The organism is Xanthomonas sp. NCPPB 3174 (assembly GCF_056725205.1).
Genome location: NZ_CM161517.1, coordinates 1,899,034 through 1,925,221, shown reverse-complemented (window position 1 = coordinate 1,925,221; position 26,188 = coordinate 1,899,034). Strand labels below are relative to the sequence as shown.

22 protein-coding genes and 1 tRNA gene are annotated in these 26,188 nt (G+C 68.2%); 1 reads left to right on the top strand and 22 read right to left on the bottom strand.

What is annotated here, in order from left to right:
- Positions 1–20: 20 nt before the first annotated feature.
- The 20 genes from AC1PK7_RS08435 to thrS form a co-directional block, all read right to left on the bottom strand.
- Entirely contained in the window at positions 21–812 is a 792-nt protein-coding gene (locus AC1PK7_RS08435) for a WecB/TagA/CpsF family glycosyltransferase (protein WP_481100466.1), read from the bottom strand.
- On the bottom strand, positions 799–1,590 hold the full coding sequence (locus tag AC1PK7_RS08430) for a polysaccharide pyruvyl transferase family protein (protein ID WP_420009557.1): 792 nt from the start codon (positions 1,588–1,590) through the stop codon (positions 799–801). Before AC1PK7_RS08430 ends, AC1PK7_RS08435 begins: the two co-directional genes overlap by 14 nt.
- A 52-nt stretch (positions 1,591–1,642) precedes the next feature.
- Positions 1,643–2,830 carry a GumK N-terminal domain-containing glycosyltransferase gene (locus AC1PK7_RS08425; RefSeq protein ID WP_481100465.1) on the bottom strand — a complete coding sequence of 396 codons (1,188 nt, stop codon included), beginning with the start codon at positions 2,828–2,830 and terminating at the stop codon, positions 1,643–1,645.
- A gap of 52 nt (positions 2,831–2,882) precedes the next feature.
- A complete protein-coding gene (locus tag AC1PK7_RS08420; RefSeq protein WP_481100464.1) occupies positions 2,883–4,385 on the bottom strand; it encodes a lipopolysaccharide biosynthesis protein in 1,503 nt (500 codons plus the stop codon).
- The gene (locus AC1PK7_RS08415; protein ID WP_481100463.1) at positions 4,382–5,431 is read right to left on the bottom strand and encodes a glycosyltransferase; all 1,050 of its coding nucleotides are present in this window, start codon (positions 5,429–5,431) and stop codon (positions 4,382–4,384) included. The genes AC1PK7_RS08420 and AC1PK7_RS08415 overlap by 4 nt, the downstream gene beginning before the upstream one ends.
- The gene (locus tag AC1PK7_RS08410; RefSeq protein WP_481100462.1) at positions 5,428–6,561 is read right to left on the bottom strand and encodes a glycosyltransferase family 4 protein; all 1,134 of its coding nucleotides are present in this window, start codon (positions 6,559–6,561) and stop codon (positions 5,428–5,430) included. Before AC1PK7_RS08410 ends, AC1PK7_RS08415 begins: the two co-directional genes overlap by 4 nt.
- The gene (locus AC1PK7_RS08405) at positions 6,558–7,655 is read right to left on the bottom strand and encodes an acyltransferase family protein (protein ID WP_481100461.1); all 1,098 of its coding nucleotides are present in this window, start codon (positions 7,653–7,655) and stop codon (positions 6,558–6,560) included. The genes AC1PK7_RS08410 and AC1PK7_RS08405 overlap by 4 nt, the downstream gene beginning before the upstream one ends.
- A complete protein-coding gene (locus AC1PK7_RS08400; protein ID WP_481100869.1) occupies positions 7,652–8,932 on the bottom strand; it encodes a polysaccharide biosynthesis protein GumE in 1,281 nt (426 codons plus the stop codon). The genes AC1PK7_RS08405 and AC1PK7_RS08400 overlap by 4 nt, the downstream gene beginning before the upstream one ends.
- A 178-nt stretch (positions 8,933–9,110) precedes the next feature.
- Positions 9,111–10,571, bottom strand: a complete 1,461-nt coding sequence (locus tag AC1PK7_RS08395; protein ID WP_010342854.1) for an undecaprenyl-phosphate glucose phosphotransferase — start codon at positions 10,569–10,571, stop codon at positions 9,111–9,113.
- A gap of 311 nt (positions 10,572–10,882) precedes the next feature.
- Positions 10,883–12,319: a GumC family protein gene (locus AC1PK7_RS08390; protein WP_481100460.1), complete on the bottom strand. Its 1,437-nt coding sequence runs from the start codon at positions 12,317–12,319 to the stop codon at positions 10,883–10,885.
- Complete coding sequence (locus tag AC1PK7_RS08385; RefSeq protein ID WP_150409446.1) at positions 12,316–13,008, bottom strand: polysaccharide biosynthesis/export family protein; 693 nt, start codon at positions 13,006–13,008, stop codon at positions 12,316–12,318. Before AC1PK7_RS08385 ends, AC1PK7_RS08390 begins: the two co-directional genes overlap by 4 nt.
- Positions 13,009–13,580: 572 nt before the next feature.
- Positions 13,581–13,657: transfer RNA gene (locus AC1PK7_RS08380), tRNA-Pro, on the bottom strand.
- Between the two features lie 101 nt (positions 13,658–13,758).
- Entirely contained in the window at positions 13,759–14,115 is a 357-nt protein-coding gene (locus AC1PK7_RS08375; protein ID WP_009597860.1) for a MerR family transcriptional regulator, read from the bottom strand.
- Positions 14,096–14,395 (bottom strand): integration host factor subunit alpha, encoded by a 300-nt coding sequence (locus AC1PK7_RS08370; protein WP_003466661.1) that lies wholly within the window; start codon positions 14,393–14,395, stop codon positions 14,096–14,098. The genes AC1PK7_RS08375 and AC1PK7_RS08370 overlap by 20 nt, the downstream gene beginning before the upstream one ends.
- Before the next feature lie 24 nt (positions 14,396–14,419).
- A complete protein-coding gene (pheT, locus tag AC1PK7_RS08365) occupies positions 14,420–16,798 on the bottom strand; it encodes a phenylalanine--tRNA ligase subunit beta (RefSeq protein ID WP_481100459.1) in 2,379 nt (792 codons plus the stop codon).
- 122 nt (positions 16,799–16,920) lie between these two features.
- On the bottom strand, positions 16,921–17,916 hold the full coding sequence (pheS, locus tag AC1PK7_RS08360; RefSeq protein WP_481100458.1) for a phenylalanine--tRNA ligase subunit alpha: 996 nt from the start codon (positions 17,914–17,916) through the stop codon (positions 16,921–16,923).
- A 204-nt stretch (positions 17,917–18,120) separates the two neighbouring features.
- Positions 18,121–18,480: a 50S ribosomal protein L20 gene (rplT, locus tag AC1PK7_RS08355; RefSeq protein ID WP_010342859.1), complete on the bottom strand. Its 360-nt coding sequence runs from the start codon at positions 18,478–18,480 to the stop codon at positions 18,121–18,123.
- Between the two features lie 10 nt (positions 18,481–18,490).
- Positions 18,491–18,688 carry a 50S ribosomal protein L35 gene (gene rpmI / locus AC1PK7_RS08350; RefSeq protein ID WP_010342861.1) on the bottom strand — a complete coding sequence of 66 codons (198 nt, stop codon included), beginning with the start codon at positions 18,686–18,688 and terminating at the stop codon, positions 18,491–18,493.
- A 386-nt stretch (positions 18,689–19,074) separates the two neighbouring features.
- Entirely contained in the window at positions 19,075–19,614 is a 540-nt protein-coding gene (infC, locus tag AC1PK7_RS08345) for a translation initiation factor IF-3 (RefSeq protein WP_081481966.1), read from the bottom strand.
- Between the two features lie 48 nt (positions 19,615–19,662).
- Complete coding sequence (thrS, locus tag AC1PK7_RS08340) at positions 19,663–21,567, bottom strand: threonine--tRNA ligase (RefSeq protein ID WP_481100457.1); 1,905 nt, start codon at positions 21,565–21,567, stop codon at positions 19,663–19,665.
- Positions 21,568–21,897: 330 nt separating this feature from the next.
- On the opposite strand from thrS, the gene AC1PK7_RS08335 reads away from it, so the two are divergent.
- Entirely contained in the window at positions 21,898–22,965 is a 1,068-nt protein-coding gene (locus AC1PK7_RS08335; RefSeq protein WP_481100456.1) for a LacI family DNA-binding transcriptional regulator, read from the top strand.
- 65 nt (positions 22,966–23,030) lie between these two features.
- Here AC1PK7_RS08335 and AC1PK7_RS08330 read toward each other — a convergent pair whose 3' ends face one another.
- A complete protein-coding gene (locus tag AC1PK7_RS08330) occupies positions 23,031–24,704 on the bottom strand; it encodes an alpha-amylase family glycosyl hydrolase (RefSeq protein WP_481100868.1) in 1,674 nt (557 codons plus the stop codon).
- An 8-nt stretch (positions 24,705–24,712) separates the two neighbouring features.
- On the bottom strand, positions 24,713–26,188 hold the full coding sequence (locus AC1PK7_RS08325; protein ID WP_481100867.1) for an MFS transporter: 1,476 nt from the start codon (positions 26,186–26,188) through the stop codon (positions 24,713–24,715).

Genomic DNA, 26,188 nt, shown 5'->3' with positions numbered 1-26,188 from the left:
TCGGCGACAGCCGGTCGGCGTCACGAAGGCCGCAGCGAGTCCCGCACAGGCAGCGTGGCGCCCAGGTGTCGGCCGTGGCGCAGGCACACGACGAAGAACACCAGCAGATCCCAGCTGTAGCGCTTGAGCAGGCGCCGCGGCTCGCGCAGCAGGCGATAGATCCATTCCATGCGCAGCCGGCGCACCCAGGCCGGCGCGCGCCGCGCGGTGCCGGACAGGAAGTCCAGCAACGCGCCCACGCCGAACGCCAGCGGCACCTGCAGTTGCGCCGCGTGCTGCAGCAGCCAGCGCTCCTGCAGCGGATTGCCGAACGCCACCAGCAGCACGTCGGCGCCGCAGGCGTTGATGCGCGCGGCCAGGCCGGCGCCGGCGGTGGCGAACTCGGCATAGCCGTCGCAGGTGCCGACCACCTCCTGCCCCAGCGTCTGCCGCAAGGTCTGCGCCGCGGTGTCGGCCACGCCGGGACGGCCGCCGAGCAGGAAGAAGCGCAGCGGCCGCGGGCTCTGCCGGCACAGCGCCGGAATCAGGTCGGTGCCGTTGAGGTTGCCGGCGAAGCGACGGCCGTGCACCAGCAGCGCGCCCAGGTCCATGCCGATGCCGTCGTTGACGATGCACACGTCCGGCACGGCGAGTTGCGCGCGCAGGGCCTGGCACTGCACCACGAAGTTGGTGTTGGCGAAGAACACCTGGCGGCGCTCGCCACGCGCCAGCGCCTGCAGCAAGGTGGCGACGAAATCGGCTTCGGTGCTGCACAGGATCGGATAGCCGCCCAGTGCCAGCACCTCGCCCGCCGCGCGCTCACCAGAGGTCATGCGGAAAGCTCTCCAGCAGGCCGCGCTGCACCGCGGCCAGGTCGAACACGGTATTGCCGCCCAGCGCCATGCATTCCTCCACCGTCTGCCCGGCATGCCAGCGGCTGCGGCCGGTGCCGGCGTAATAGTCGTCGTACTTGAAGCGGTCCTCGCCGTTGCCCCAGTCCAGGTACACCGACGGCACGCCATAGGCTTCGGCCAGGATCAGCCCGTGCAAGGAACTGGACACGACCAGTTCGGCGCCGAGCAGTTGCCGCACGAACGCGGCCGGCTGGCGGTTCGGCAGCACCAGGTGTTCCTTGTACTGCGCATACTTGTCCAGGGATTCGTTGAAGTGCGGCACCACCATGACCGGCCGCCGTGCCGGTGGGGGCGCCAGCGCCTCGCGCGGAAAGAACAACGGCATCAGCAGGCCCGGATCGCCGTACACCTCCGGCACCTGCAGGCCGCGCTCGCGCAGGAAAGCGCGGGTCTTGGGCCCGCGCACGGCGCGCACGTCGAGCTGGCGGAAGGTGTGGCGGTCGGCGGGGATCTTGCCGTTGACGCCGCTGCCCCACACGGTGTCGCCATCGCGGGCGAAATGCAGCACCGAGCCGATCGCGATCAGACGCGTGCGCTTGTCGCGCTTGTCCAGCAGGGTACGGTCGCGCTGGCCGAGCACGTTGGAGACGATGATCTTGGAGAGATGATCGCCGACGTTGATCTCGCCGTTCTTCGGCTTCCACCAGAACAGCGCCCGGCGCTCTTGGTAATCGATCCATTTTTGCAATGCGGACATCGGTCCTCCTTGGTTGCGCGGGATGTAAGGCAGACACGCCGGCGGCGTGTGTTCAGGCGGTGCGGTCGGCGAACAGGCGTGTCTCCGGGTAGGCGGCCGGGTCCAGCACCCGGTCGGTGGTGTCGGACCAGCTCAGGCACTGGCGATGGCGCACGTGCGGCGCCTGCAGCGCCTGCCCGATCGCGGCGACGATCGACGCCTCGTCGCCCGGGGTGTAGCCGAAGCGCGACGGATAACGGCCGACCACGGCATTGGGACACACCGCCGGCAGCCCGAAGAAGTCGTACTGCAGCAGCTTCATCGAACTGTCGGCCAGATATGCCGGCACCTGCTCGGACGCGTACGGGGCGATGCCGAAGCGCGCATGCTTGATGTAGCGGATGGTCTCGGCGTGCTTCATCTCGCCGTACACCACCACGTTGTCGCCATAACCCGGCGCACGCCCCATGCCCGAGCCGATCACGTGGAAGGTGACCTGCGGAAAGGCGCGGCTGGCGGCGACGAAGAACTCGGGATCGAACAGCATCGAGCCCACCGCCACCGCATGGATGCCCTCGCCGTACGGCGAGGGATCGCCGAGCGTGTGCAGGTCGTGGTCCACGCCATGACCGACGTGGTACACGTTGTGGCGGCTGGCGACCTCCTCGGCCATCGCCGGCGACACCAGTGCGATCACGTCCAGGCTCGGCGCCACGCGGTCGAACTCGCGCTCGATGTAGTCGGCGACGTTGATCGTGCTCAAGCCGTCGGAGGCGCGATACACCTTGCGTGCGGTCGGGTTGATCCGCGCCGCCAGGGCAATGAAGGCCACCGCGATGCCGCTCTCGAACACGATCACGTCGGCCTCGCGCATCCAGCGGATCAGCGTGGCCGGCGCGCGCGCCGCGTAGACCTTGAACATCAGGTCTTCCAGCGGCCGCAGCCAGCGCCGTCGGGTGTTGAACGGATGCAGCAGCGCGCGCCACAGGTAGCAGTCCACGCCGTTGTGGCGGACCACCTGGTTGGCGGTGGCGTCCAGCGGCAGGCGCAGATCGCCCTTGAGCCGCGACAGCAGGCTGTAGCGCAGCGAGAAGAAGCGCGTGGTGCCGCGCTTGGCCAGTTCATCGGCGATGAAATGGATGTTGGCGCGGCGCGGCGTGCGGTAGTCGTGCGCCGACAGCACCAGATAGCACGGCGCATGCCCACTGGTGGCCGCGGCCGGTGCCGATGCGGGCAGCGCCGCTGCGGAAGAATCGCTCATGCGCTCGCTCCTGTGCGGAATGAAGGAAAGGAAAGACGCGGCCGGCCGACGCTCATCGCGCTCCCCGTGCCTGGCGCAACAGCGTGCGCATCTGCAGGATGGCCAACACATCGCGGCGGAACGCCGGCCACAGCGCGAACACCAGCAAGCCGGACAGCGCCATCGCCACGGCGCCGACGACGAGCTGCATCCACAGCGACGCGCCGCCCCACTGCTGCGCGGCCAGGTAGGCGGCGACGCCGCAGACGCCGTAGCCGAGCACCGCGCGCAAGGCGTTGTTGAACAGCTCCCAGGCCGGAATCTGCGGCGCGATACGCGCGATCCAGATCACCGACAGCGGCCACATCACCAGCAGACCCAGCGTGTAGCCCACGGTCACCCCCATCACCCCCCACAGCGAGCCGGCGAAGATGCAGGCGATCAGCATCACCCGCCCGACCACCGAGTACACCAGTTGCTGGCGCATCAGGCCCAGCGCCAGGAACACCCAGTAGGTGGCGTAGGACGCGGTCTGGAAGATGCCGCCGAGGGTCAGCACCTGGAACAGCGGCACCGCCGGCCGCCACTGTTCGCCCAGCACCAGCACGATCAGCGGCATCGCCAGCGCACAGGCGAAGGAGAACAGTGCGACGATCAGGTGCACCATCACCGTCTGCCCGCGCAGCAGGAAGTTGCCGAAGCGTGGCGGGTCGTCCTGCAACTGCGACAGCACCGGCAGCGCCACCGAGGTGGCCGGTGCGTTGATCTGGTTCAGCGGCATCATCAGCAGCTGGAACGCGCGGTTGTACAGGCCCAGCGCCTCGGCGCCGATGCGGTGGCCGATGATCACCTGGCCGACGTTGCGGCTGGCATAGCCGAGCAACTGCGCCGCCATCAGATTCCAGCCGAAGCTGAGGAAGGTGCGCATCGGCGCATCGCGCCGGTAGCCGCGCGGCAGCCAGCGCGCGCAGGCGCCGGCGATCAGCAGGTTGACCAGTGCCTGCACCACCTGCTGCCAGACCAGCGCCCAGTAGCCGTAGCCGGCCAGGGCCACGCCGACGCCGGCCAGCAGGCCCAGCACCTGCGCGCCGACGTCGCTCAGCGAGACCTGGCCGAAGCGCAGCGCACGGCTCAGGTGCGCGCGATACTGCGTGGTCATGCCGTTGAGCAGGAAGGTCACCGCCAGCGCCTGGGAAATGCCGAGCAAGGCCGGCTCGCGGTAGAAGTGCGCTATCCACGACGAGGACAGGAACACCACGATCGCCAGCGCCAGGCCGATGCCGCTGTTGATCCAGAACAGGTTGTCGCGCTGCTCGCGGCTGACGTGCTTGGCCTGGATCGCGGCCGAGGACAGGCCGAAGTCGCGCAGGATTTCGGCCATGCCGACGATCGCCGTCACCATCGCCATCAGGCCGTAGTCGTAGGGCGTCAGCAGCCGCGCCAGCAGAATGATGCCGCCGAACTGCACCACCATCTTGGCCAGCTGCCCGGCCATGGTCACGGCTGCGCCGCCGGCGGCGCGGGCGCCCAGTCCGGGTTGCGGCGCTACCGGCCGCGGGGTCTCGGCGCTGCTCATGCGTCCTCCCCGCGGCGCGCGGTCAGCGCCTGCAGATAGCTGCGGTAATGCTGCAGGCCGATGCCGTTCCAGTCGCGCCGCGACAGGTCCGGCACGGCGTCGGCCGGCAACTGCTGCGCGTGCGCCAGGGCCCGCGCCAGTTGCGCCGCATCCAGCTCGCCCTGGTACAGCTGCACCCACTGCGCGCCGACTTCGTCGACGATGGCGGCATTGGCCTCGCTCCACGGCGCCAGCACCGGGCGCGCCAGCGACAGCGCCAGCAGCAGGGTGCCGGAGTTGTGCATCTGCCGGTACGGCAGCACCACCAGTTCGGCCTCCCCGACCTCCTGCGCCAGCACCGCGTCCTCCACGTACTGCAGGCGTGCACTGATCCGCGGGTCCTCGGCGCAGGCGCGCTCGACCACGCCGCGGATCTGCGCATCGATCGGGTTGCCGGCGATGCGCAGGCTGAGCTGGGGATCGGACAATGCGCCGAACGTCGCGATCAGCGTCTCCACGCCCTTGTACGGGCGCAGCAGCCCGAAGTGCAGCAGGCGCCCGCGCACCCGCGGCGGTTGCGGCAGCGGCGCGTACCAGTCGCGGTAATGGCCGTGCAGGATGGTGTCGGTGGCCGGCGCGCGTTCGGGCGTGGTCGCATTGATGCGGATCCAGCGCGCGGTCTGGCGGTCGATCCAGCGCAGCAGCAGGCGTTCGCGCCAGCCCTTGTCCTCGTGCGGCGCCACGTTGTGCAGGGTGCGCACCAACGGCACGCCCGTCACACGCAGGCGCAGCAGCAACAGCGCGACGCAGGCCTGCTTGGCCAGCGTACCGAGCGCGGTGCGATGCCGCAGCAGGTACTCCGGCCAATGCAGATGCAGCACGTCGTAGCGCGACAGCAGCGCCGCGCGCATCGAGAAGAAACGCAGGTGCACCTGCGGCGGCAGCGCCGCGTAGAGCTGGGTCAGGTAGGGATTGGTGGTCGCGGTCGGGCGCTCGGTGGACAGCAGCACGGTGACTGCCGGCGCAGTCTGCTGCGCCGCGCCGTGGCGTTGGCGCTCGCCGCTCATCGGCCGCCCTCCGCGCCGCCCAGCGCCAGGCGGTACTCGTCCAGATAGGCACCGACCACGCGGTCCCAGTCGTAGCGATGCGCATACGCCATCGCCGCGTCGCGCTGCGCGGCGAAGTCCGCATCGGTGGCGGCAGCGAAGGCGCGCACCGTGGCCGCGGCCGCCTGCGGATCGGCCGGGTCGACCAGCACGCCCTGCCCCGACTCGCGCTGCAGCCGCGCGAACGGCGGGATGTCGCTGAGGATCGGCAGCAGTCCCGCGCTCATCGCTTCCACCGCGGCCAGGCCGAACCCCTCGTGCCGCGACAGGCACACGAAGTACTGCGCGCTGCCGAGCAACTGCGCCAGTTGCGCCTGGGTCGGCGCTACCTGCAGGCGCACCCGCTGCTGCAGGCCGCGCTCGGCGATCGCCTGCTGCAGGTCGGCCACGCTGAAGTCGTACTCGCGCCCGGCCACGATCAATTGCCAGGCCGGATCCCGCGCGGCCAGCGCGCGCACCAGGTCCAGGGTCTCCAGCAGGCCCTTGTTGACCGACCAGCGCCCGAAGTAGATCAGCGTGCGTCCGGGCGTGGCGCTGCCCTGCCCGGCGAACTTGTCCACGTCCACCCCGTTCTCGATCACCCGCAGCCGCTGCGGCGCGACCACCTGCGAGAACAGCCGGCCATCGTTCTCGCTGGTCGCCACCACCCGCGCGTAGGCGAGCGCCGAGGCGCGGGTGAGGGTCTTGAACCAGAGCATCTTCAGGCGCGAGGCATAGGTGGTGTGGAAGAAACCGCCATGGGTGGAGACGATCATCGGCACACGGTGCAGCGGCCGGGTCAGGGCCAGGAAGTCGTAGAAGAAATCGATGCCGTGCACATGCAGCAGATCCGCACCGCGCACTGCCGACAGCACCGACGGCGCCAGCGGGTAGCGCGAGGAACCGCGATACGGCAAGCGCACGATCGGCACGCCCTGGTGGCTGTCGCGCGGCGCCAGACGCTGCTGCGGATCGGTGAACACCCGCTCCAGGCTCACCACTTCGACCTGATCGCGGCCCTGCTGCAGATGGCGGCGCGCGATATTCAGCACCACCTCCTCCATGCCGCCGACCGACGGATGGAACTGGCGCACCACATGCACCACCTTCATGCCGTCGCTCCCGCGACCGCGCTGCGACGCACGCCGATCATCCACGGCGCAATCCGCACCAGCACCGCGCGCATCGGTACGCTGGCCAGCACCGCCAGCACGCTCACCGACACTGCCCAGGCCGGTCCCCAGGCGTCGCCGCGGACCAGGCCGGTGCGGGCGGCGATGCCGGCCATCACCGAGAACAACAAGGTGTGCGTGCACAGGATCAGCAAGGTGTTGCGTCCGATCCACTGCAACCAGGCCCAGTGCTGCAGCAGCCCGGCGATGCACAGCGCCATGGCGCTGCCGAGCAGGCTGGCGGCCAGGAAGCCCAGCGGGGAATCGCCGAACTTGAGCATGTTCACGTCCACGCGGCCGTTGTGCCAGGCGATCGCGAACCAAGCGGCACCCAGCAGCAGGGCGGCCAGCGCATTCCCGGCCGGCCGCGCCGGCCACCACTGCGCCCGCGTGGCGGCGAGCGCACCGATCGCGAAGAAGCACAGCGCCACCGGCAGCACGTCCAGGGAGAACGGCAGGCGCATGTCCTGCCCCGGGAACCAGCACGCCCAGCCCCAGGCCAGCGGCAACGACAACCCGGCCAGCACCGACAACGACAGCGTTCGACGCAGCGCCAGATACGCCAGCGTGGTCACGAACAGCGCCGGCAGGAACCACAGCGCCGGCATCACGTAGAGCTTGGGGCCGATGCCGCTGACCAGGCCCAGCAGCGGCTCCCACCACGGCCGGTCGCCCCACAGCTGCGCCTTGCTGCCGATATGCCGGGTCAGCATCCAGTACGCATAAGCGACGAAGAAGAACGCCACGTACGGCAGCAGCAGGCTGCGCGCCAGCTTGCCGACCGTGGCCAGGGTCAGCGGGCGGTTGCCGAAGGCCTCGCCGACCCAGCCCGACAGCAGGAAGAACATCGGCACGTGGAAGCTGTAGGCCAGGATCACGTAGGCGTGCGGAATGCCCTTGGCATGCCCGAACACCACCAGCAGGATCGCCAGCGCCTTTGCCGCATCGATGCGCATATCGCGCGACGCACGCGTTCGCGCGGTGCGCGCCTGCGCCGGCACCGACGCGGAAACAGCCGTGGCGGGCGCGCTCATGCCGGCACCGCCGGGAGACGCGGAGCCGGCGTCGTCGCGGTCGCCGGCAGCGCGGGCGCATCGCGCAGGCGCGGCGTCATCTGCCACAGGCAACCGCACACGAACCACCACAGCGCCGCGGTCTTGATCGAGAAATAGCCGTTGGAAACCAGCAGGCTCAGCGAGAACGCGAAGATCAGCAGGTTCTTGAACAACTGCCCTTCGATGGTGCGCATCAGCATCGCGAACGAGTACGCCAGCAGGAACGCCAGCACCAGCAGCACCGACTGCGAGGAGATGAAGTAGGCGATGCCGCTGTCGAAGTAGCGGTACGGCTGATCCACGTCCAGCCCCATCCACGCATCGGCGCTCATCCTGCGGATCGAATCGACGGTGAAGAACACCCGCCCCAGGGTGGTGTCCTCGTAGCTCTGGATGCCCGAGGCCCAGACCAGCAGCCACGCCCCGCCCATCACCAGGAAGAAGATCACAAAGCCCAGCCGCTGGTCGGTGCGCAGCAGCAACGGACTCAGCAGCGCCATCATCACGCAGGTGCCGGCGGCCAGGCGCCCGTCCGAGGCCACGATCAGGAAGCCGATCATCGCCACCGAGGCGACGATCGCCAGCGGCCGCATCCAGCGCCAGAAGGTCAGCAGGATCGCGGTGAAGAAGATGATGAAGTTGCCCATCGTCACCGGCTCGATGAAGACCGAGGAGGCGCGCGGCAGGTTCGACGACGGCAGGAAGTTGCGCGCGCCGGGCCTGGTGGCGCTGACGAACAGATTGCTGTCCTGGTTCCAGAAGCTCGACGCGCTGGCGCCGCGCGCGTTGACGAAATAGCTCTTGGGGTTGACCACGTCGCCGTAGACCTTGGGCAGGGCCAGCTCGAACACCGCCACCAGCGACACCAGCAGCGCCATGCGCACGAACATGCGCGGCAGCGAACCGGTATACGCCGCGCCGAGCATCAGGAAGGCGAACGGGATCAGCGCATCGCGGAAGAACTTCGGATCCAGCGTCCACGCCATGAACAGGCGCACCAGCATCAGCAGCGCCAGCAGGGCGATGCCGGTGAACACCATCGCCATGCGCTTGCGGTCCAGCGCGCGCATGCCAAGCAGGAAACACGCCGCATAGACCGCCAGTTCCACCGCGTAGGTCATCGCCGGGCTGACCCGGAACACCTTGGCGTTGATCACGGCCAGCACGAAGTTGTAGCCGACGGCGAACAACAGCACCAGCTCGATCAGCAGGTTGCGACGCTGCTCACGCAGCGGCATGTCCGGCGCGCTCAGCATGCGCACCCCGCTGCGGCGACGGCGCATCGCGCGACGACGCCACGCTGGACGCGCGCCGGGCATGGCGCCGGCATGCGGCGCGCCAGCCCATTCGGTGCAGGCAATGCAGGAACGACGGCGACGCGGAGGCGACGCCGACGCTGCACACGGTCGGCGGGAAGAAGACGCATCGGGCGCATCAGTAGGCGGTCTTCTGCCCGAGCACCTTGAACGCGGTCAGCACGATGATCCGCGTATCCAGCCACAACGACCAGCGGCGGATGTAGTCCAGGTCGTACTGGATGCGCTTCTTCATCGTGCGCAGTTCCGGCGTCTCGCCGCGGAAGCCGTTGACCTGCGCCCAGCCGGTGATGCCCGGCTTGACGTAGTGCCGCTGCATGTAATGGTGGATCAGCTTCTCGTAGTGGGTGTTGTGCTGCGCCGCGTGCGGACGCGGCCCCACCACCGACATGCTGCCGCCGAGCACGTTGAACAGCTGCGGCAGTTCGTCCAGGCTGGTGCGGCGCAGGAACGCACCGAAGCGGGTCACCCGGCTGTCGCCGCGCGTCGCCTGCACCACCACGTCGCTGGGCTCCTGCTGCACGCGCATGGAGCGGAACTTGTACATGTAGAACTCACGCCCGCCCAGGCCGTGGCGGCGCTGGCGGAAGAACACCGGACCCGGCGAGCTCAGCTTCACGCCCACCGCGATCGCCAGCATCAGCGGCCACAGCACCGCCAGCGCGGCCAGGGCCACCAGCTTGTCCTGCAGCGCCTTGGCGACCACGAAGTAGGTGTTGCGGTCCACCCCGCCCTGGCGCAGGTTGATCACCGGTACGTTGCCGATCTGGTCGCCGGACTGGTTGAGCATGCCGAAGTCGAACAGATCGGGAATCAGCCGGACCTGGATCGGATAGCGGTCCATGCGCTGCAGCAGCTGCTTGATGTGGTCGCGCTCGCCCAGCGGCAACGAGATCCATACCTGCTCGACCTGGTGGTCGTCGAGGTAGTCGATCAGCGCGTCGGCGGTGCCCTCGCCCAGGCACTGCAGCTTCTGCGGATGGTCGGCCACCGACAGGTCGTAGTCGCTGCTGAAGTAGCCCACCACCTGCATGCCCACCCAGGGATTGCGGCTCAGGTAGTTGTGGATCTTCACCACCGGATGGCGCAACCCGACCACCACCACGCGCTGCACGTCCACGCCTTCGGAACGCAGCCGGTTGAGCACGCCGCGCACCACCGTGCGCGAGAGCAGCAGCGTTCCCAGGCTGGTGACGAACCAGGTGCCGATCCACAGCCGCGAGACCTGCTGGCCGAACTGCACCACGAAGGCATGCATGGCGAACAGGGCGAACACGCCGCCACAGGCCAGGCTCAGCACCATCATCTCGCGCAACAGGCCGCGCCCGCGCCAACTGCGGTACAGCGGGAACAGGGCGAAGCAGATCACCGCGTACAGCAGCGTGGTGCCGATCGCCACCCGGTATGCCGGTTCCGGCATCCAGGTACCGAACAGCAGCCGGTGGGTCAGCAACGCGCCGCCGACCATGACGGTCAGGTCGGACACGCGCAACAGGATGTCTGCCGCGGCCGCGTACTTGGACAGCATGCGCGGCGAGGAGGTCGTATAGGTGGCGCTACTCAGGTCTGCCAAAAGCATGATCGGGATTCCTATCCAAACCCGGTCGATCGGCATGCGGGGGAACATGCGACGCCGCCGGGCCTCGATTTCGCCTGCCTGTGGACCGCTGCGGCGCCTCCCTCGCCGACCCCAGGTCCACGGCAGCCCGTGATTACTTCAACAGAAGAACGTCTTCGTACAACCGCGCTGGAAAATAATGGAGCACCTCATTGCCTAGCTGAACCACGTATCACCTCACTGAAGACTGTGCGTCGAACCGATGCCGATGTGTGCGTTGCGGCACGCGCTCGCGCATTGCGCGGTGCGGCGCGCCATGGCGCTGCGACATCTCATGCCGAGGCCGCCGCCGCGGCTTCGGCCTCGCGGATGAAATAGCGCACCAGCGCCACCGCCACCGCCAGGAACAGGCCGAACACGAAGGCCAGCGCCAGGCCGAGCAACTTCTTCGGCGAATTCGGCTTGCCGGGCACATCGGCGCGGTCGACGATCGAGATGTTGTTGGTGCCCACGTTGCCGACCACGCCGATCTCCTTGTAGCGCTGCAGCAGCGCGTCGTAGAGCTGGCGGTTGGTGTCGGCCTCGCGGCGCAGCATGGTGTAGCGGATGCTGCGGGTCTGCAGGTCCAGTTCGTCGTTCTTCAGTGCGGCGATGCGGTCGGCCAGCAAGGTTTCCTGCTGACGCGCCGATTCGTAGTCGTTCTTCAGCGCGCTGCGGATGTTGGCGACCTCGTCGGCGATCTGGCGCTTGGTCTCGGCGATCTGGTTCTGCAGGCGCTGCATCTCCGGGTAGCCGGGCTGGAACGTCGCCAGCTTCTGCTGGTAGTCGGCGGTCAGCTTGGCCTGCTCGGCGCGCAGGTTCTGGATCAACGGATTGCTGACCACCTGCGGCAGGCCCATGCCGTCGCCGATGCCGGCCTGGCGCCAAGCCGCCTCGGCCTTGATCCGCGCGTCCTGCGCCGCGGCCAGGCGCACATTCAGTTCGCTCATGTTCTGCGTGGGCAGCGACGGCTTGTCGTCGCCCATCGACACGATCTGTTCCTGGCTGGAATAGTCGACCGCGTTCTTCTCCGACTCCTCGACCTTGTCGCGCAGTTGCGCCAGACGCTCGGACAGGTAACGCGCAGCGAACGAGGACGCCTGCAGGCGGCGTTCCTGGGTCGAGGCGATGAACATCTTGGCGTAGGTATTGGCCACGCGCGTGGCCAGCACCCGGTCGGGCGAATCGAAGTTGATCCGCACCAGGCGCGAGTCGCGCACCGGCTCGATGGTCAACGCATCCAGCACCGGGCCGACCAGCGCATTCTCGGCCGCGGCAGCACGCGCCTGCGGCGTCGGCGCACGCCCGTCGCCGTTGTCCTGCAGCTTATCCAGGGCTTCGTCGACCAGCGGCTTGAACGCCGGTTCCTGGGTCAGCTTGGCCTCGCGGATCACCTGCCGCGCCAGCGACCGGCTGCCGAGCAGCTCGTACTGGGTCTGGTAGAAGTCGCGATCCTGCGGCGATTCCACCGGCATCAGGTTGGCGACATTGGCGACGTTGAGCGATTCGCGCTCGATCTGCAGCACGCTGGTGGCACGGTACTTCGGCGTCATCAGCAGGAGGACGAGCAGCGCCAGCAGCACCACCGCCGCAGTGATGCCGACGATCAGCCAACGCTGGCGGTACAGCGCATTCCAGTAATCCAGCAGGCCGATGTCGGCCGGGCTCAGCGGCGTGCCCACGGCGCGCGCGCGAGGCGCCGAGGCGGGAGGCAAGGTGGAGGCGCTCATCGGTAGGCCCTCCAGACCATCACGAACGGGGTCAGTTGCACGACGGTCCGCAGCAACACCAGCGCGTCGGAGCGGTACACCACCACGATGTCGCCACCGTAGATCGCCGGATCCGGCGCGGCCCCCTTCTGGATCTCGCGCAGATCGAAACGGGCCAGCATCTTCTGCCCGTCAACGGTCCGGAACACCACCACGTTGCCGCGGCTGGCCACGTCGCTGACGCCCTTGCCCAGCGACAGCGCCTGCTGCAGAGTCAGCGCGGAGCCCTGGATGGGATAGATGCCCGGCTCGCTGACCGCGCCGGTGACCGTGACCCGGTTGCCGGTGAACTCGTCGACCAGCACCGACACCTGCGGGTTCTGCAGATAGCCGTTGCGGTAGCGGTCGGCGATCTCCTTCTGCAGCGCATTGACGCTGGAGCCGGCGGCCTTCACGTCGCCGATCAGCGGCAGCGAGATGCGGCCCTCGTTGTCGACCCGCACCTGCCGCTCCAGGTCGTCGACCTGGAACACCTTGACCGTCAGCAGGTCGCCCGGGCCGAGCAGGTATTCCGGCTTGCCCATTGAAGCGGCAAGCGGATCGCCCGCCGGCAGGTCGGTACGCATCGCCGGCCCGCTGCTGCATGCAGACAGCAGTCCCAGGCAGAACAGGGCCAGCGCCCAGTGGAAGGTCACGGAAAGTTTACCCATGCGCGATGCTGATGCCCTCTGTCGAATGGTTTTCGAAGCGCCGCACTCGTCCAACCGGCCAGGGCTCCGTCCCGGCCAGAGGATGATCACGGTGTCAATTCCTGCCCGGGACGAACGGCCCTGGCCAACAGCGAAGCTTCGTGTTGCAACGCACTATGGCACAGCCATCTGCCGTCACCAAGGCGTTACCCGACATTTTTTTGACGCAGTAACAGGAGGGTTCAACTACATGTCCGGCGATTCAGCGTAGCAAGGGCCGGTGAACGTTCCATCGACGCGATGTTAACGTGATCAATGTCAACGCATTGACGCTGCATCGCTCTCAGTTCTGGCGCGGCTTTCCGATCTGACGCGGCGGCGCCGGCGCGCAGCCATGGCGCAGTCCTGCGAATTTTGTCTACGGCAGTGCGTTTGGCCCCAAACGAATGTTACGGATCGTCGGCTTCGGCACCGCTGCCATGAGCGGCGCTCGCCCCCGGGGGGCCGTGCACGTCTACCGGCGCGCGTGGAGGTCGGCCGCCCAGCCTGGCCAAACAAAAAGGCCCATGTCGCAGACATGGGCCTTCGAAAGATGGTCGGGGTAGCCGGATTCGAACCGACGACCACTAGTCCCCCAGACTAGTGCGCTACCAGGCTGCGCTATACCCCGATGTGTTGCGTCTCCGCCGTCATGGCGGACCCGCCTCGCGGCGAGTTGGCGATTATAGCGGGTTTGCCGCTGGCATTCCTAGCGGCGGTGGCCGCCCTGATTCAACGCCGCAGCAGCTGCAGGACTTCTTCCAGCTCCTGCCGCACCTGCTTGATGATCTGGTTGCTCAGCGCCGATTCCTGGCGGGCGCCCTCGCCTTCCAGGCGCAGGCGCGCACCGCCGATGGTGTAGCCCTGTTCGTACAGCAGGCTGCGGATCTGCCGCACCATCAGCACGTCGTGGCGCTGGTAGTAACGCCGATTGCCGCGCCGCTTGACCGGTTCCAGGCTGGGGAACTCGGTCTCCCAGTAGCGCAGCACGTGCGGCTTGACGTCGCACAGCTCGCTGACCTCACCGATGGTGAAGTAGCGCTTGGCCGGAATCGGCGGAAGTTCGCGGTTACTGCCCGGGTCCAGCATATGCCTCCACTCGCTCCTTGAGCTTCTGTCCGGGACGGAAGGTCACCACCGTCCGCGCCGAAATCGGGATCTCTTCGCCGGTCTTGGGATTGCGGCCGGGCCGTTGGTTCTTGCGGCGCAGGTCGAAGTTGCCGAAACCGGACAGCTTCACCTGCCGCCCCTGCTCGAGCGCATCGCGCAGCACGTCGAAGAACGCATCGACGAATTCCTTGGCCTCGCGCTTGTTCAGCCCGACTTCGTCGAACAACCGCTCGGCCATTTCCGCTTTGGTCAACGCCATTGCCCTGCTATCCCCTGTCCCTTCTCAACCACGCATCCGCGCGTCGTGTTCCCGCGCCAGCGCGGCCACCGCATCGGCGACCACCGCCTCCACGTCGCGTTCTGTCAGAGTGCGCGTGTTGTCCTGCAAAATCAAGCCCATAGCGAGACTCTTGCAACCAGCCTCGACCCCCGCGCCGACGTAGCGGTCGAACAGCACCACCTCGCGCAGCAACGGCCCCACCGCCGCGCGCACGCTACGCGCCAGCGCCGCCCAGCTCACCGCGTCCGGCACCACGAAGGCCAGGTCGCGGCGCACCGACGGGAACCGCGACAGCTCGGCGGCGCGCGGCAAGGCACGCGCGGCCAGCGGCGCCAGGTCCAGCTCGAACGCCAGCACGTCCACGTCGATCTGCATCGCCTGCAGCAGCCGCGGATGCAACTGCCCGATCCAGCCGATCCGCGTCTCGTCGCGATAGACGTCGGCCGATCGGGTCGGATGCGCGAACGGGTGCGTCGCCGGCCGATAGTCCAGGCGTGCGCCGGACGCCGCGGCCAGGGCCTCCAGGTCGCCCTTGAGGTCGTGGAAATCGACCTTGCGCGCCGGCAGGCCCCACTGCAGGGCGTCGGCATCGCCGCACACCGCGGCCGCCACCCGCTGGGTCTCGGTCGGCGCGGCACCGGCTTCCGCCGCCGCGGCGAACACCTTGCCCAGTTCGAACAGGCGCACGCGCCCGGCTTGGCGCGCGGCGTTGCGGCCCAGCGCCGCGACCAGCCCCGGCAGCAGCGACGGACGCATCACCGCCAGTTCGGCGCTGAGCGGATTGGCCAGGGCCACGCGCCCGTCGTGCAGCCCCCACTGGTCCAGCAGCGCGGCATCGACGAAGGCGTAGTTGATGGTTTCCAGCAGCTCGCGCGCCAGCAACTGCCGGCGCACGCTGCGCTCGTCCAGTTGGGTCTCGCTGTCCATGGCGATGCGCGTGGCGCCGCCGGGCAACGTCATCGGCAGGCGGTCGTAGCCGTGGATGCGCGCCAGTTCCTCGATCAGGTCCTCTTCGATGGCGATGTCGAAGCGGCGGCTCGGCGCGGTGACCTGCCAGCCATCGGCCGATGCAGTCACCTCCATGCCCAGCGCGCGCAGGATGCGCTCCACGTCGGCGTCGGCGATCTCGATGCCGAGCACGCGCAGGATGCGCGCGCGGCGCAGCGCGATCGGCGCCGGTGCCGGCAGGAATTCGGGCAGGGCGGCCTCGACCACCGGGCCGGCGCGGCCACCAGCCAGCTCCAGCACCAGCCGCGTGGCCAGTTCCAGCGCCTGCCGCGGCAGCGCCGGGTCGACGCCGCGCTCGAAACGGTGGCCGGCATCGGTGTGCAGGCCGAGCTTGCGACCGCGGCCCATGATCGCCGCCGGGGCGAAATGCGCGGCCTCCAGGAACACGTGGCAGGTGGTCTCGGTGACGCGGGTCGCGTGGCCGCCCATCAGCCCGCCCAGCGCCACCGGCCGATCGGCGTCGGTGACCAGCAGGAAGGCCGGATCCAGCGCCGCCTCGCGGCCATCGAGCAGGGTCAGGGTCTCGCCGTCGCGCGCGTGGCGCACGCCGACCGGGCCCTGCAAGGTGTCCAGGTCGAAGGCATGCATCGGCTGGCCCAGTTCCAGCATCACGTACTGGGTGATGTCCACCAGCAGCGACACCGGGCGCACGCCACTGCGGCGCAGGCGTTCGGCCATCCACAGCGGCGTCTTCGCCGCCGGATCCAGGTCCTCGACCACGCGGCCGCAGTAACGCGGCGCGTCGGCGCCCGCGTCCAGCGCCACCGCCAGCGTGCGCTCGCTGCTCACCGCCGCCGGCGTCACCGCCAGCGGCAGCACGTCGCTGCCGCAGGCCGCGGCCACGTCGTAGGCGATGCCGCGCACGCCGAAGCAGTCGGCACGGTTGGGCGTGAGCTTGATCTCGATGCTGGCGTCGGGCAGCCCCAGGTACTCGGTCAGCGCCTGGCCGACCGGCGCATCGTCGGGCAGCTCGAACAACCCGGACGCATCGCTGTCCAGGCCCAGCTCCTTGGCCGAGCACAGCATGCCGTTGGACGCGACGCCGCGCAGCTTGGCCGGCTTGATCGCGATGCCACCGACCTGCGCACCGACCAGCGCCAGCGGCGCGACCAGCCCGGCGCGCGCATTCGGCGCACCGCAGACGATCTGCAGCAGCTCGCCCTGCCCGGCATCGACCCGGCACACCTGCAACCGGTCGGCCTCGGGATGCGGCGCGGCCTCGACGATCCGCGCCACCACCACCTGCTGCAGGCCGTCGCCGAGCGGCACGACCTCCTCGACCTCCAGGCCGATGGCAGTCAGGGTCGCGGTGAGCTGCTCACGCGAGGCCTGGGTCGGAACGTGGCTGCGCAGCCAGTTTTCGCTGAATTTCATTGGAAGGCCGGGATTGGGGATTCGGGATTGGGGATTCGCAGGAGCGGATACGCGTGGGACCGGAAGATTGGAGGGGAACTCGCTTCAACGAATCCCCAATCCCCACTCCCGAATCCCCGCCCTCAGGCAAACTGCCGCAGGAACCGCACGTCGTTCTCGAAGAAGGCGCGCAGGTCGTTGACGCCGTAGCGCAGCATCGCGAAACGCTCCACGCCCATGCCGAAGGCGAAGCCGGTGTAGCGCTCGGGGTCGATGCCGACGTTGCGCAGCACGTTCGGGTGGACCATGCCGCAGCCGAGCACTTCCAGCCAGCGGGTACTGCCGTCGGGCTGCTGCCAGGCGATGTCGACCTCGGCACCGGGCTCGACGAAGGGGAAGTAGCTGGGGCGGAAGCGCATCTGGAAATCGCGCTCGAAGAACGCGCGCACGAACTCGGCCAGGGTGCCCTTGAGGTCGGCGAAGGTCGCGTGCTCGTCGACCAGCAGGCCTTCGACCTGATGGAACATCGGCGAATGGGTCTGGTCGCTGTCGCTGCGGTAGACCTTGCCGGCGGCGATCATGCGCAGCGGCGGCGCATGCTCACCCATGTAGCGCACCTGCACGCCCGAGGTGTGGGTGCGCAGCAGGCGGCCGTCGCCGAAATAGAAGGTGTCGTGCATCGCCCGCGCCGGGTGGTGCGGCGGGAAATTCAACGCCTCGAAGTTGTGCCAGTCGTCCTCGATCTCAGGGCCGTCGGACAGTTCGTAGCCCAGTCGCGCGAAGATCTCGGTGATGCGCTCCAACGTGCGGGTGACCGGATGCAGCCCGCCGCGTTCGCCGCGCCGGCCCGGCAGGGTCACGTCGATGCGCTCGGCGGCCAGGCGCGCGTCCAGCGCCGCGGTTTCCAGCAGCGTGCGGCGCTCGGCCAGCGCGGCGGACACCGTGTCGCGCGCGCGGTTGATCGCCTCGCCGGCCAGCTTGCGCTGCTCCGGCGCCAGCGCACCGAGCTGCTTGAGCTGGGCGGTGATGCTGCCGCTCTTGCCGAGCAGCGCGACCCGCAGTTGCTCCAGCGCCTCCGGACTCTGCGCCGCGGCAATCTCCGCCAGCGCCTGCCCGCTCAGGGAATCGATCTCACTCATTGCACTCGCGCCTCACTGCTCCGGCCGAACCGTGGCCACCGTGTCCCACCGATGCGGGACCTCACCTACCCGGCAGGCACCCCGCATCGGGACGCCCCAAAAACGCAAAAGGGGAAGGACTTGCGCCCTTCCCCTGCATGCCTGCGATGGCTCCCGCCGAAACCCGGCACGTGGACGCGCGGGTTTCTGCAGGGACTCGCAAACTTATGCCGCCAGCGCGCCCTTCGCCTTCTCCGCCAGGGCGGCAAAGCCCTGCGCGTCGTGCACGGCGATGTCCGCCAGCACCTTGCGGTCGAGGGTGATGCCAGCCTTGAGCAGGCCGTTCATGAAACGGCTGTAGCTCATGCCGTTGATGCGGGCCGCCGCATTGATGCGGGTGATCCACAGCGAACGGAAATTGCGCTTCTTCTGCTTGCGGCCGATGTAGGCGTACTGCTGCGCCTTGATCACCGCCTGCTTGGCGACGCGGAAGACCTTGCGACGGGCGTTGTAGTAGCCCTTGGCGAGGTTCAGAACTTTCTTGTGACGACGGCGCGCCTGGACGCCACGCTTGACTCGAGCCATGGTTCAGTCCTCAGAGGTAGGGAAGCATACGGTCCAGACGGCCTGCGTCCTCGGCACGGACGTGGTTCGTCTGCCGCAGGTTGCGCTTCCGCTTGGTCGCTTTCTTGGTGAGGATGTGGCTACGGTTGGCGTGGCCGGCCTTGTACTTGCCGGAGGCGGTCTTGCGGAAACGCTTGGCCGCCGCCCGGTTGGTCTTGATCTTGGGCATTGCAATGTCCTTGATGGTGTTTTGTCACTGGTCAGGGCGGTGGCTGCGCCACACTTTCCGTCCGTGCCCTTACCTGCTTGTAAGCCCTTGATCCACTGAGGATCCGGGCGGGTCCTATTGCCGCCGGAGCGGCAAACCCGATGAACTGGGCCGCGCATTATGCCAGGGCTTGGAATGCCTTGCAAATCATGCAGTTCGATCTGGGCGCTTGCGCGCCGGGATTCGGGATTCGGGATTCGGGATTCGCGCAGGCTGGGCGGCGCACGGGCACGCCGCAACGGCGCAGCCGCGCTACGCCCGGAACGTCAAGAAGAGGTTGGCCACAGATACCGGAGAACCGCGCGCCTGCCGTTGGCGGGGCGCGATCCCGGGCTGCAGTCCGCGGATCAGCGCTTCTTCGGCGCGATCATCATCACCATCTGCCGGCCTTCCAGGCGCGGACGCGATTCGATGACGATGTCCTCGCCCAGATCGGCTTCGATCCGCGCGGCCATTTCGCGACCGAGCTCCTGATGGCTCATCTCGCGACCGCGGAAGCGGATGTTGACCTTGACCTTGTCGCCTTCCTCGATGAAGCGGCGCATGTTGCGCAGCTTGATCTGGTAATCGCCTTCGTCCGTGACCGGACGGAACTTGATTTCCTTGATCTCGACCTGCTTGGTCTTCTTCTTGGCTTCGTTGGCCTTCTTCTGCTGCTCGAACTTGAACTTGCCGAAGTCCATGATCTTGCAGACCGGCGGATCGGCCTGCGGCTGGATCTCGACCAGATCCAGGCCGTCTTCCTCGGCCATCGCCAGCGCTTCGTCGCGGCTCAACACGCCGACCATCTCGCCGTCTGCGCCGATCACGCGCACGCGCGGCACGCGGATCTCTTGGTTCTTGCGATTCTGTTTGTTGTCAGGGGTACTGATGTTGCAATCTCCCAGGGGAATCGGACTGGCACGGACGGAGGCTCCGTCCGCGCCAGGGTGGTGTCACGCCAACTGCTCGGCGCGCAGCCGGTCGGCGAAGGCGGCGACCGACATGGTGCCCAGATCCTCCCCCGATCGCGTACGGACCGCAATCGCGCCGTTTTCCGTCTCGCGGTCGCCCGCGACCAACAGGTACGGCACCCGCTGCAGCGTGTGTTCGCGAATCTTATAACCGATTTTTTCGTTCCGCAAATCGGCTTCGATGCGGAACCCTTGATTTGCAAGGAGTTTCCGCACGTTGTCTACATAGTCTGCCTGCGCGTCCGTGATGTTCATGACCACGGCCTGCACCGGCGCCAGCCAGGCCGGAAACATGCCGGCGTGGTGCTCGATCAGGATGCCGATGAAGCGCTCCATCGAGCCGACGATAGCCCGGTGCAGCATGACCGGATGTTTCTTCTGGCTGTGCTCGTCCACGTACTCGGCGCCGAGGCGGCCGGGCATCATGAAATCCACCTGCATAGTGCCGAGCTGCCAGGTACGGCCGATCGCGTCCTTGAGGTGGTACTCGATCTTCGGGCCGTAGAAGGCGCCCTCGCCCGGCAGTTCCTGCCACTCCACGCCACAGGCGCCGAGCGCGGCGCGCAGGGCGGCCTCGGCCTTGTCCCAGGTGGCGTCGTCGCCCAGGCGCTTTTCCGGGCGCAAGGCGATCTTGATCTGGATGTCGTCGAAGCCGAAGTCGCCGTACACCTTCAGCGCCTGCTGGTGGAAGGCGGTGACCTCCGCCTCGATCTGCTGCTCGGTGCAGAAGATGTGGCCATCGTCCTGGGTGAAGCCGCGCACGCGCAGGATGCCGTGCAGCGCGCCAGACGGCTCGTTGCGGTGGCAGGCGCCGAACTCGCCGTAGCGGATCGGCAGGTCGCGGTAGCTGTGCAGGCCCTGGTTGAACACCTGCACGTGGCCGGGGCAGTTCATCGGCTTGACCGCGTAGGTGCGCTTCTCCGACTCGGTGAAGAACATGTTGTCCTGGTAGTTGTCCCAGTGGCCGGACTTCTGCCACAGCGACACGTCCAGGATCTGCGGGCAGCGCACCTCGCCGTAGCCGCTGTCGCGGTAGACCTTGCGCATGTACTGCTCGACCACCTGCCAGATCGACCAGCCTTTGGGATGCCAGAACACCAGGCCCGGGCCCTCTTCCTGCAGGTGGAACAGGTCCTGCTGCTTGCCGATCTTGCGGTGGTCGCGCTTGTCGGCCTCCTCCATGCGCAGGATGTAGGCCTCGAGCTGCTTCTTGTCGGCCCAGGCGGTGCCGTAGATGCGCTGCAGCTGCTCGTTCTTGGCGTCGCCGCGCCAATAGGCGCCGGAGATGCGGGTCAGCTTGAACGCCTTGAGGAAACGCGTGTTCGGCACGTGCGGGCCGCGGCACATGTCCACGTATTCCTGGTGGTAGTACAGGCCCATCGCGGTGACGTCGTCGGGCATGTCCTCGATCAGGCGCAGCTTGTAGTCCTCGCCGCGCTGCTTGAACAGTTCGATGACCTCGGCGCGCGGGGTGACCTTCTTGATCACGTCGTAGTCCTGCGCGATCAACTCCTGCATGCGCTTCTCGATCGCCGCCAGGTCCTCGGGAGTGAACGGGCGCTCGCTGTAGATGTCGTAGTAGAAGCCCTCGGCGATGACCGGACCGATCACCATCTTGACCTCGGGATACAGCTGCTTGACCGCGTGGCCGACCAGGTGCGCGCAGGAGTGGCGGATGATCTCCACGCCTTCGGCGTCCTTGGCGGTGATCAAGCGCAGGCTGGCGTCGTGGTCGATGAGGTCGCAGGCGTCGACCAGGCGGCCGTCGACCTGGCCGGCGATGGTGGCCTTGGCCAGGCCGGGGCCGATGGACTGGGCCACGTCCATGGGGCTGACGGGGTGTTCGAATTCGCGGCGGCTGCCGTCGGGGAGCGTGATCGTGATCATGGGAGTCGGCGGAAATGGAAACGGGGGGACGGCGTCCACGCCACCGTGGTGGCGGTCGCGGCGGGGCGCGGGACAGAAAGAAGGCGCCACAAGGGCGCCTGCTCGGACAGCCTTGGGCAGGAACTCACGCGAGGGCGGTGGTAGTGCTCATGTCGCACGCTCGGCCGGCGTTGCCGCGGGCCACCCATGTCCGGATCAGGTCGATAGACGGGAATGGTAAACCAGCTTTTACCAAAATGGTAATTGCGGTCTTTTACCAAAACGGTCATTCCTGGTATGCCGCCGAGGCCTTCGCTGCGCCGCAGCAAGAGCTACAGCAGCCGCCATGGCATGCTTCGCCGACGTTTTCTCCGCACCGGACGCGCCGTCATCAAAGGCAAGGCCACCTCACTGGACATCGCCTATCTCGCGGGCGTGTCGCAACCCACCGTCTCGCGCGCGCTGCGCGGCAGCCCGGCGGTCAACGAGCAGACCCGGCGCAAGATCCTGGCGATCGCGCGCGAGCTGAACTACAAGGTCGACAAGCACGCCTCCAGCCTGCGCCTGCGCAATGCCGGCACCCTGGCGCTGCTGTTCTTCGAAGATCCGACCACCGACGACTCGCTGATCAACCCGTTCTTCCACTCGATGCTGGGCTCGATCACCCGCGCATGCGCCCGTCACGGCTACGACCTGCTGGTGTCGTTCCAGCAGTTGTCGGACAACTGGCGCGCCGACTACGGCGACAGCCAGAAGGCCGATGGACTGATCCTGCTCGGCTATGGCGACTACCTGCAGGCGCAGCAGCGGCTGCAGCACCTGGTCGACCAGGGCACGCATTTCGTGCGCTGGGGCGCGGTGCTGCCCGGGCAGCCGGGGGTCTCGATCGGCAGCGACAACTTCCAGGGCGGGCACGACATCACCGCACACCTGCTGGCGCAGGGCCGCCGCCGCATCGCCTTCCTCGGCGACGCGTCCAACCATTACCCCGAATTCCTGGAACGCTACCGCGGCCATCTGCAGGCGCTACGCGCGGCCGGCGCCGACGCCACGCCGGCGCTGCAGGTCGATGCGATCACCACCGAGCAGTCCGGCTACGAGGCGGCGCTGGCGCTGCTCGGCCGCGGCGAGCGCTTCGATGCGCTGTTCGCCGCCAGCGACCTGATCGCCATCGGCGCGCTGAAGGCGCTGCGCGAGCATGGCCTGCGCGTGCCCGAGGACGTGGCCCTGGCCGGCTTCGACGATATCCCGGTGGCCGCCAGCGTCGACCCGGCGCTGTCGACGGTGCAGCAGGACACCAAGCTGGCCGGCGCGGTGCTGGTGGACACCCTGCTGGCGCAGATCGCCGGGCAGCCGGTGAGCAGCCGCACCCTGCCGGTGACACTGGCGCTGCGCGGCTCGTCGCTGCCGCGCAACTGAGCCACCCTGCTGGGGCACCGACGCGCCGACGGCCGGCGCGCTGACGCCGACCGGCAGCGCCGCGTTCACGGCGTCGGCGCGACCCCGTCCTTGGCCGCCATCAGCCAGCGCAGCCGCGCGCGCAGGTCCGGGCGCACGATCGGCGCATCGGACAGGAACACGCGCACGCCGTGTGCCGGCACCTCGGCGCGCAATGCATCGGTCACCTCGATGGCGCTGCCATCGAAGCCGTCGTGCCAGGTGCCGGACTGCAGGTAGCGGCGCACTTCCAGCGTGCGTGGCGCATCGCTCTTGTTCAGCAGCACCAGCGCGGTCTGGGTGCTGCCCGCATGCTGCACCACCCGGTAGAACACCGCCTCGTCGCCGGACAGCTGCAGGTTGAGTTGCAGGCCGCGCTGCAGCGCCGGGGTCCGCTGGCGCAGCGTGGCGATGCGCCGCAGCGGCGCGAAGATCGGGCTGCTGGGCGCCGCGTTCACCCGCTCCTGGCCGAAGTAGTTGCGGTTGCCGGCGTGCTCGGCACGGCCGCGCATGAAGCCGGTCTCCGAGCCGTAGTAGATCACCGGGATGCCGCGCGCGGTGAACAGCCAGTTGTGCGCGTCGATGAAGCCGGCGTCGCTGGCGTCCAGCCGCGCCATGTCGTGGTTGTCGTAGAAAGTCATCAGCTCGTACGGATTGGCGTACGGGCCGCGCTCCAGGTACAGCGCCGGCTGCAGCGTCTCGTAGCCGCGCTGGGCATGGCCGAAGGTCGCCGCCAGTGCCTGCTTGAGCGGGAAATCCAGCACGCTGACGCCGGCGTTGCTGGCCCAGGTGTGACCGGCGATCTTGTGCGCGTTGTAGTCGAAGTCCTCGCCGAACATGAACATGCCCGGGCGCTGCGCGCGGATGCGGCGCACGAACTCGTGCCAGAAGCTGTCCGGCATCCAGCCGATGGTGTCGATGCGGAACGCATCGGCGCCCTGCCCCAGCCACTGCGAATAGGCGCCGACCAGGTACTCCATCACCGCCGGGTTGCGCTCGTTGAAATCCGACAGCTGCGCCAGGTTGCCGCCGGTGTTGTAGAACGCGTGCAGCGGGTTGTGCGCCGGGTCCAGCTTGGACGGCGGCAGGTTCTGGTGGTCGGCGATGAGCGTGCCGTTGCGGTCGAACACTTGGCCGAACATCGGTTGCCGCTTGGGCATGGTCCAGGCCGGCGAGCCATGGTTGCCGACGATGTCCAGCACCACCTTCAGCTGCTGCGCATGCATCGCCTGGGTGAAGCCGGCGAAATCCAGGCCCGGGCTCGGCAGATGCTCGTCGAGCTTGTAGAAGTTGACGCCCCAGTAGCCGTGGTAGCCGGTCTTGCCGCGGTCGCTCAGCGAACTGCCCCAGGTGATCGGCTTGCCGCCGGTGAAGGCCTCGTCCGGGTTGTCGACGATCGGGGTGATCCACACCGCGCCGAAGCCCATATCGCGGATGTAGCCGGCGTTGTCGACCACGCCCTTGAAGTCGCCGCCGAGGTAGCCGATGTTGTCGCTCTCGCCCGGCGGCGCCGGGATCGGGATGTCGAAGGTGCGGTGCGCGCCGCCCTGGTCGCGGTGATCGTTGCCCGGATCGCCATTGACGAAGCGGTCGGTGACCACGAAGTACACCGCCTCGCTGGCGAAGGGTTCCAGCGTGCCGTAGAACTCCTGCTGCGCAGGCGCCTGGGCCTGCGCCGACGCGGCGCAGGCGCCCAGCAGGGCCAGCGCCAACAGCGACATCCGATCGATCATGCGTTCGCTCCCGAATCCGACGGCACCCACAGCACGCACAGCGCCGCCACCAGCAGGCTGCCGCCGCCGATCGCCAGCGCGTACAGCGGCCGGCCGCCGAGCCAGTGCGTGAGCACGAAGCCCAGCACGCTGACCGCGACCAACTGCGGGATCACGATGAAGAAATTGAAGATGCCCATGTACACGCCCATCTTCGCCGCCGGCACGCTGTCCGACAGCAAGGCATAGGGCAGCGACAGGATCGAGGCCCAGGCGAAGCCCACGCCGACCATCGACAGCAGCAGCCACTGCGGATCGCGGATCCACAGGAACGACAGCAGGCCGGCCGCGCCCAGGCACAGGTTGAGCAGATGGCTCATGCGCAGCCCGCAGACGCGCACCAGCAGCGGAATGGCGATCGCGGCCAGTGCGGCGAAGCCGTTGTAGGCGGCGAACAGCACGCCGACCCAGTTGGCGCCCTCGTTGTAGGCGGCCGAGGTGACGTCCTGGGTACTGTAGTGGGTCTGGGTGACCGCGGCGGTGGTGTTGATCCACATCGCGAACAACGCGAACCAGGAGAAGAACTGCACCCCGGCCAGGCGCCGCATCGCCCGCGGCATGGTCTGCAGATCGCAGGCGATCGCCGCCAGCATGTGCCCGCGACGCAGGCGCGGCGCCACGCCCTGCAGCGCGCCGTAAGCGATGCACAGGCCGGCCAGCACGTACAGCATGCGGTCGCCGCGGCACCAGGCGATGGCCGCCGCGCCGGCAATGCCCACCGCGCACCACAGCGCAGCGGCGCCATCGACACGGCGCGGTTGCGCCGCCGCGGCGGCCGCGGTGGCGACGTCGCTGCCGTGCAGGTCTTCGGGCGGATACTCGCGGGTGCGCAGCACGGTCCAGCCGATGGACAGGAACAGCACCGCGCCGCCGAAATAGAACGCGTAGCGCACCGTCGCCGGCACCTCGCCGGGGGCGGCGGTATTACTGACGCCCCAGTGCGCCAGCAGCCACGGCAGCATGCTCGCCACCACCGCGCCGACGCCGATGAAGAAGCTCTGCATCGCATAGCCGGTGGCGCGCTGGCGCGTCGGCAACTGGTCGCCGACGAAGGCGCGGAACGGCTCCATCGAGATGTTGATCGAAGCGTCCAGCACCCACAGCGTGCCGGCCGCCACCCACAGCGCCGGCGAGTTCGGCATCACCAGCAAGGCCAACGTGGTGAACAGCGCTCCTACCATGAAGTACGGGCGACGCCGGCCGAAACGGTTCCAGGTGCGGTCGGACAGGTAACCGACGATCGGCTGCACGATCAGGCCGGTCAGCGGTGCGGCGATCCACAGTCCCGGCACCTGCTCCATGTCGGCGCCCAGGGTCTGGAAGATGCGGCTGGCATTGGCGTTCTGCAGCGCGAAGCCGAACTGGATGCCGAGGAAGCCGAAGCACATGTTCCAGATCTGCCAGAACGACAGCGCCGGCTTGGCGCGTGGCAT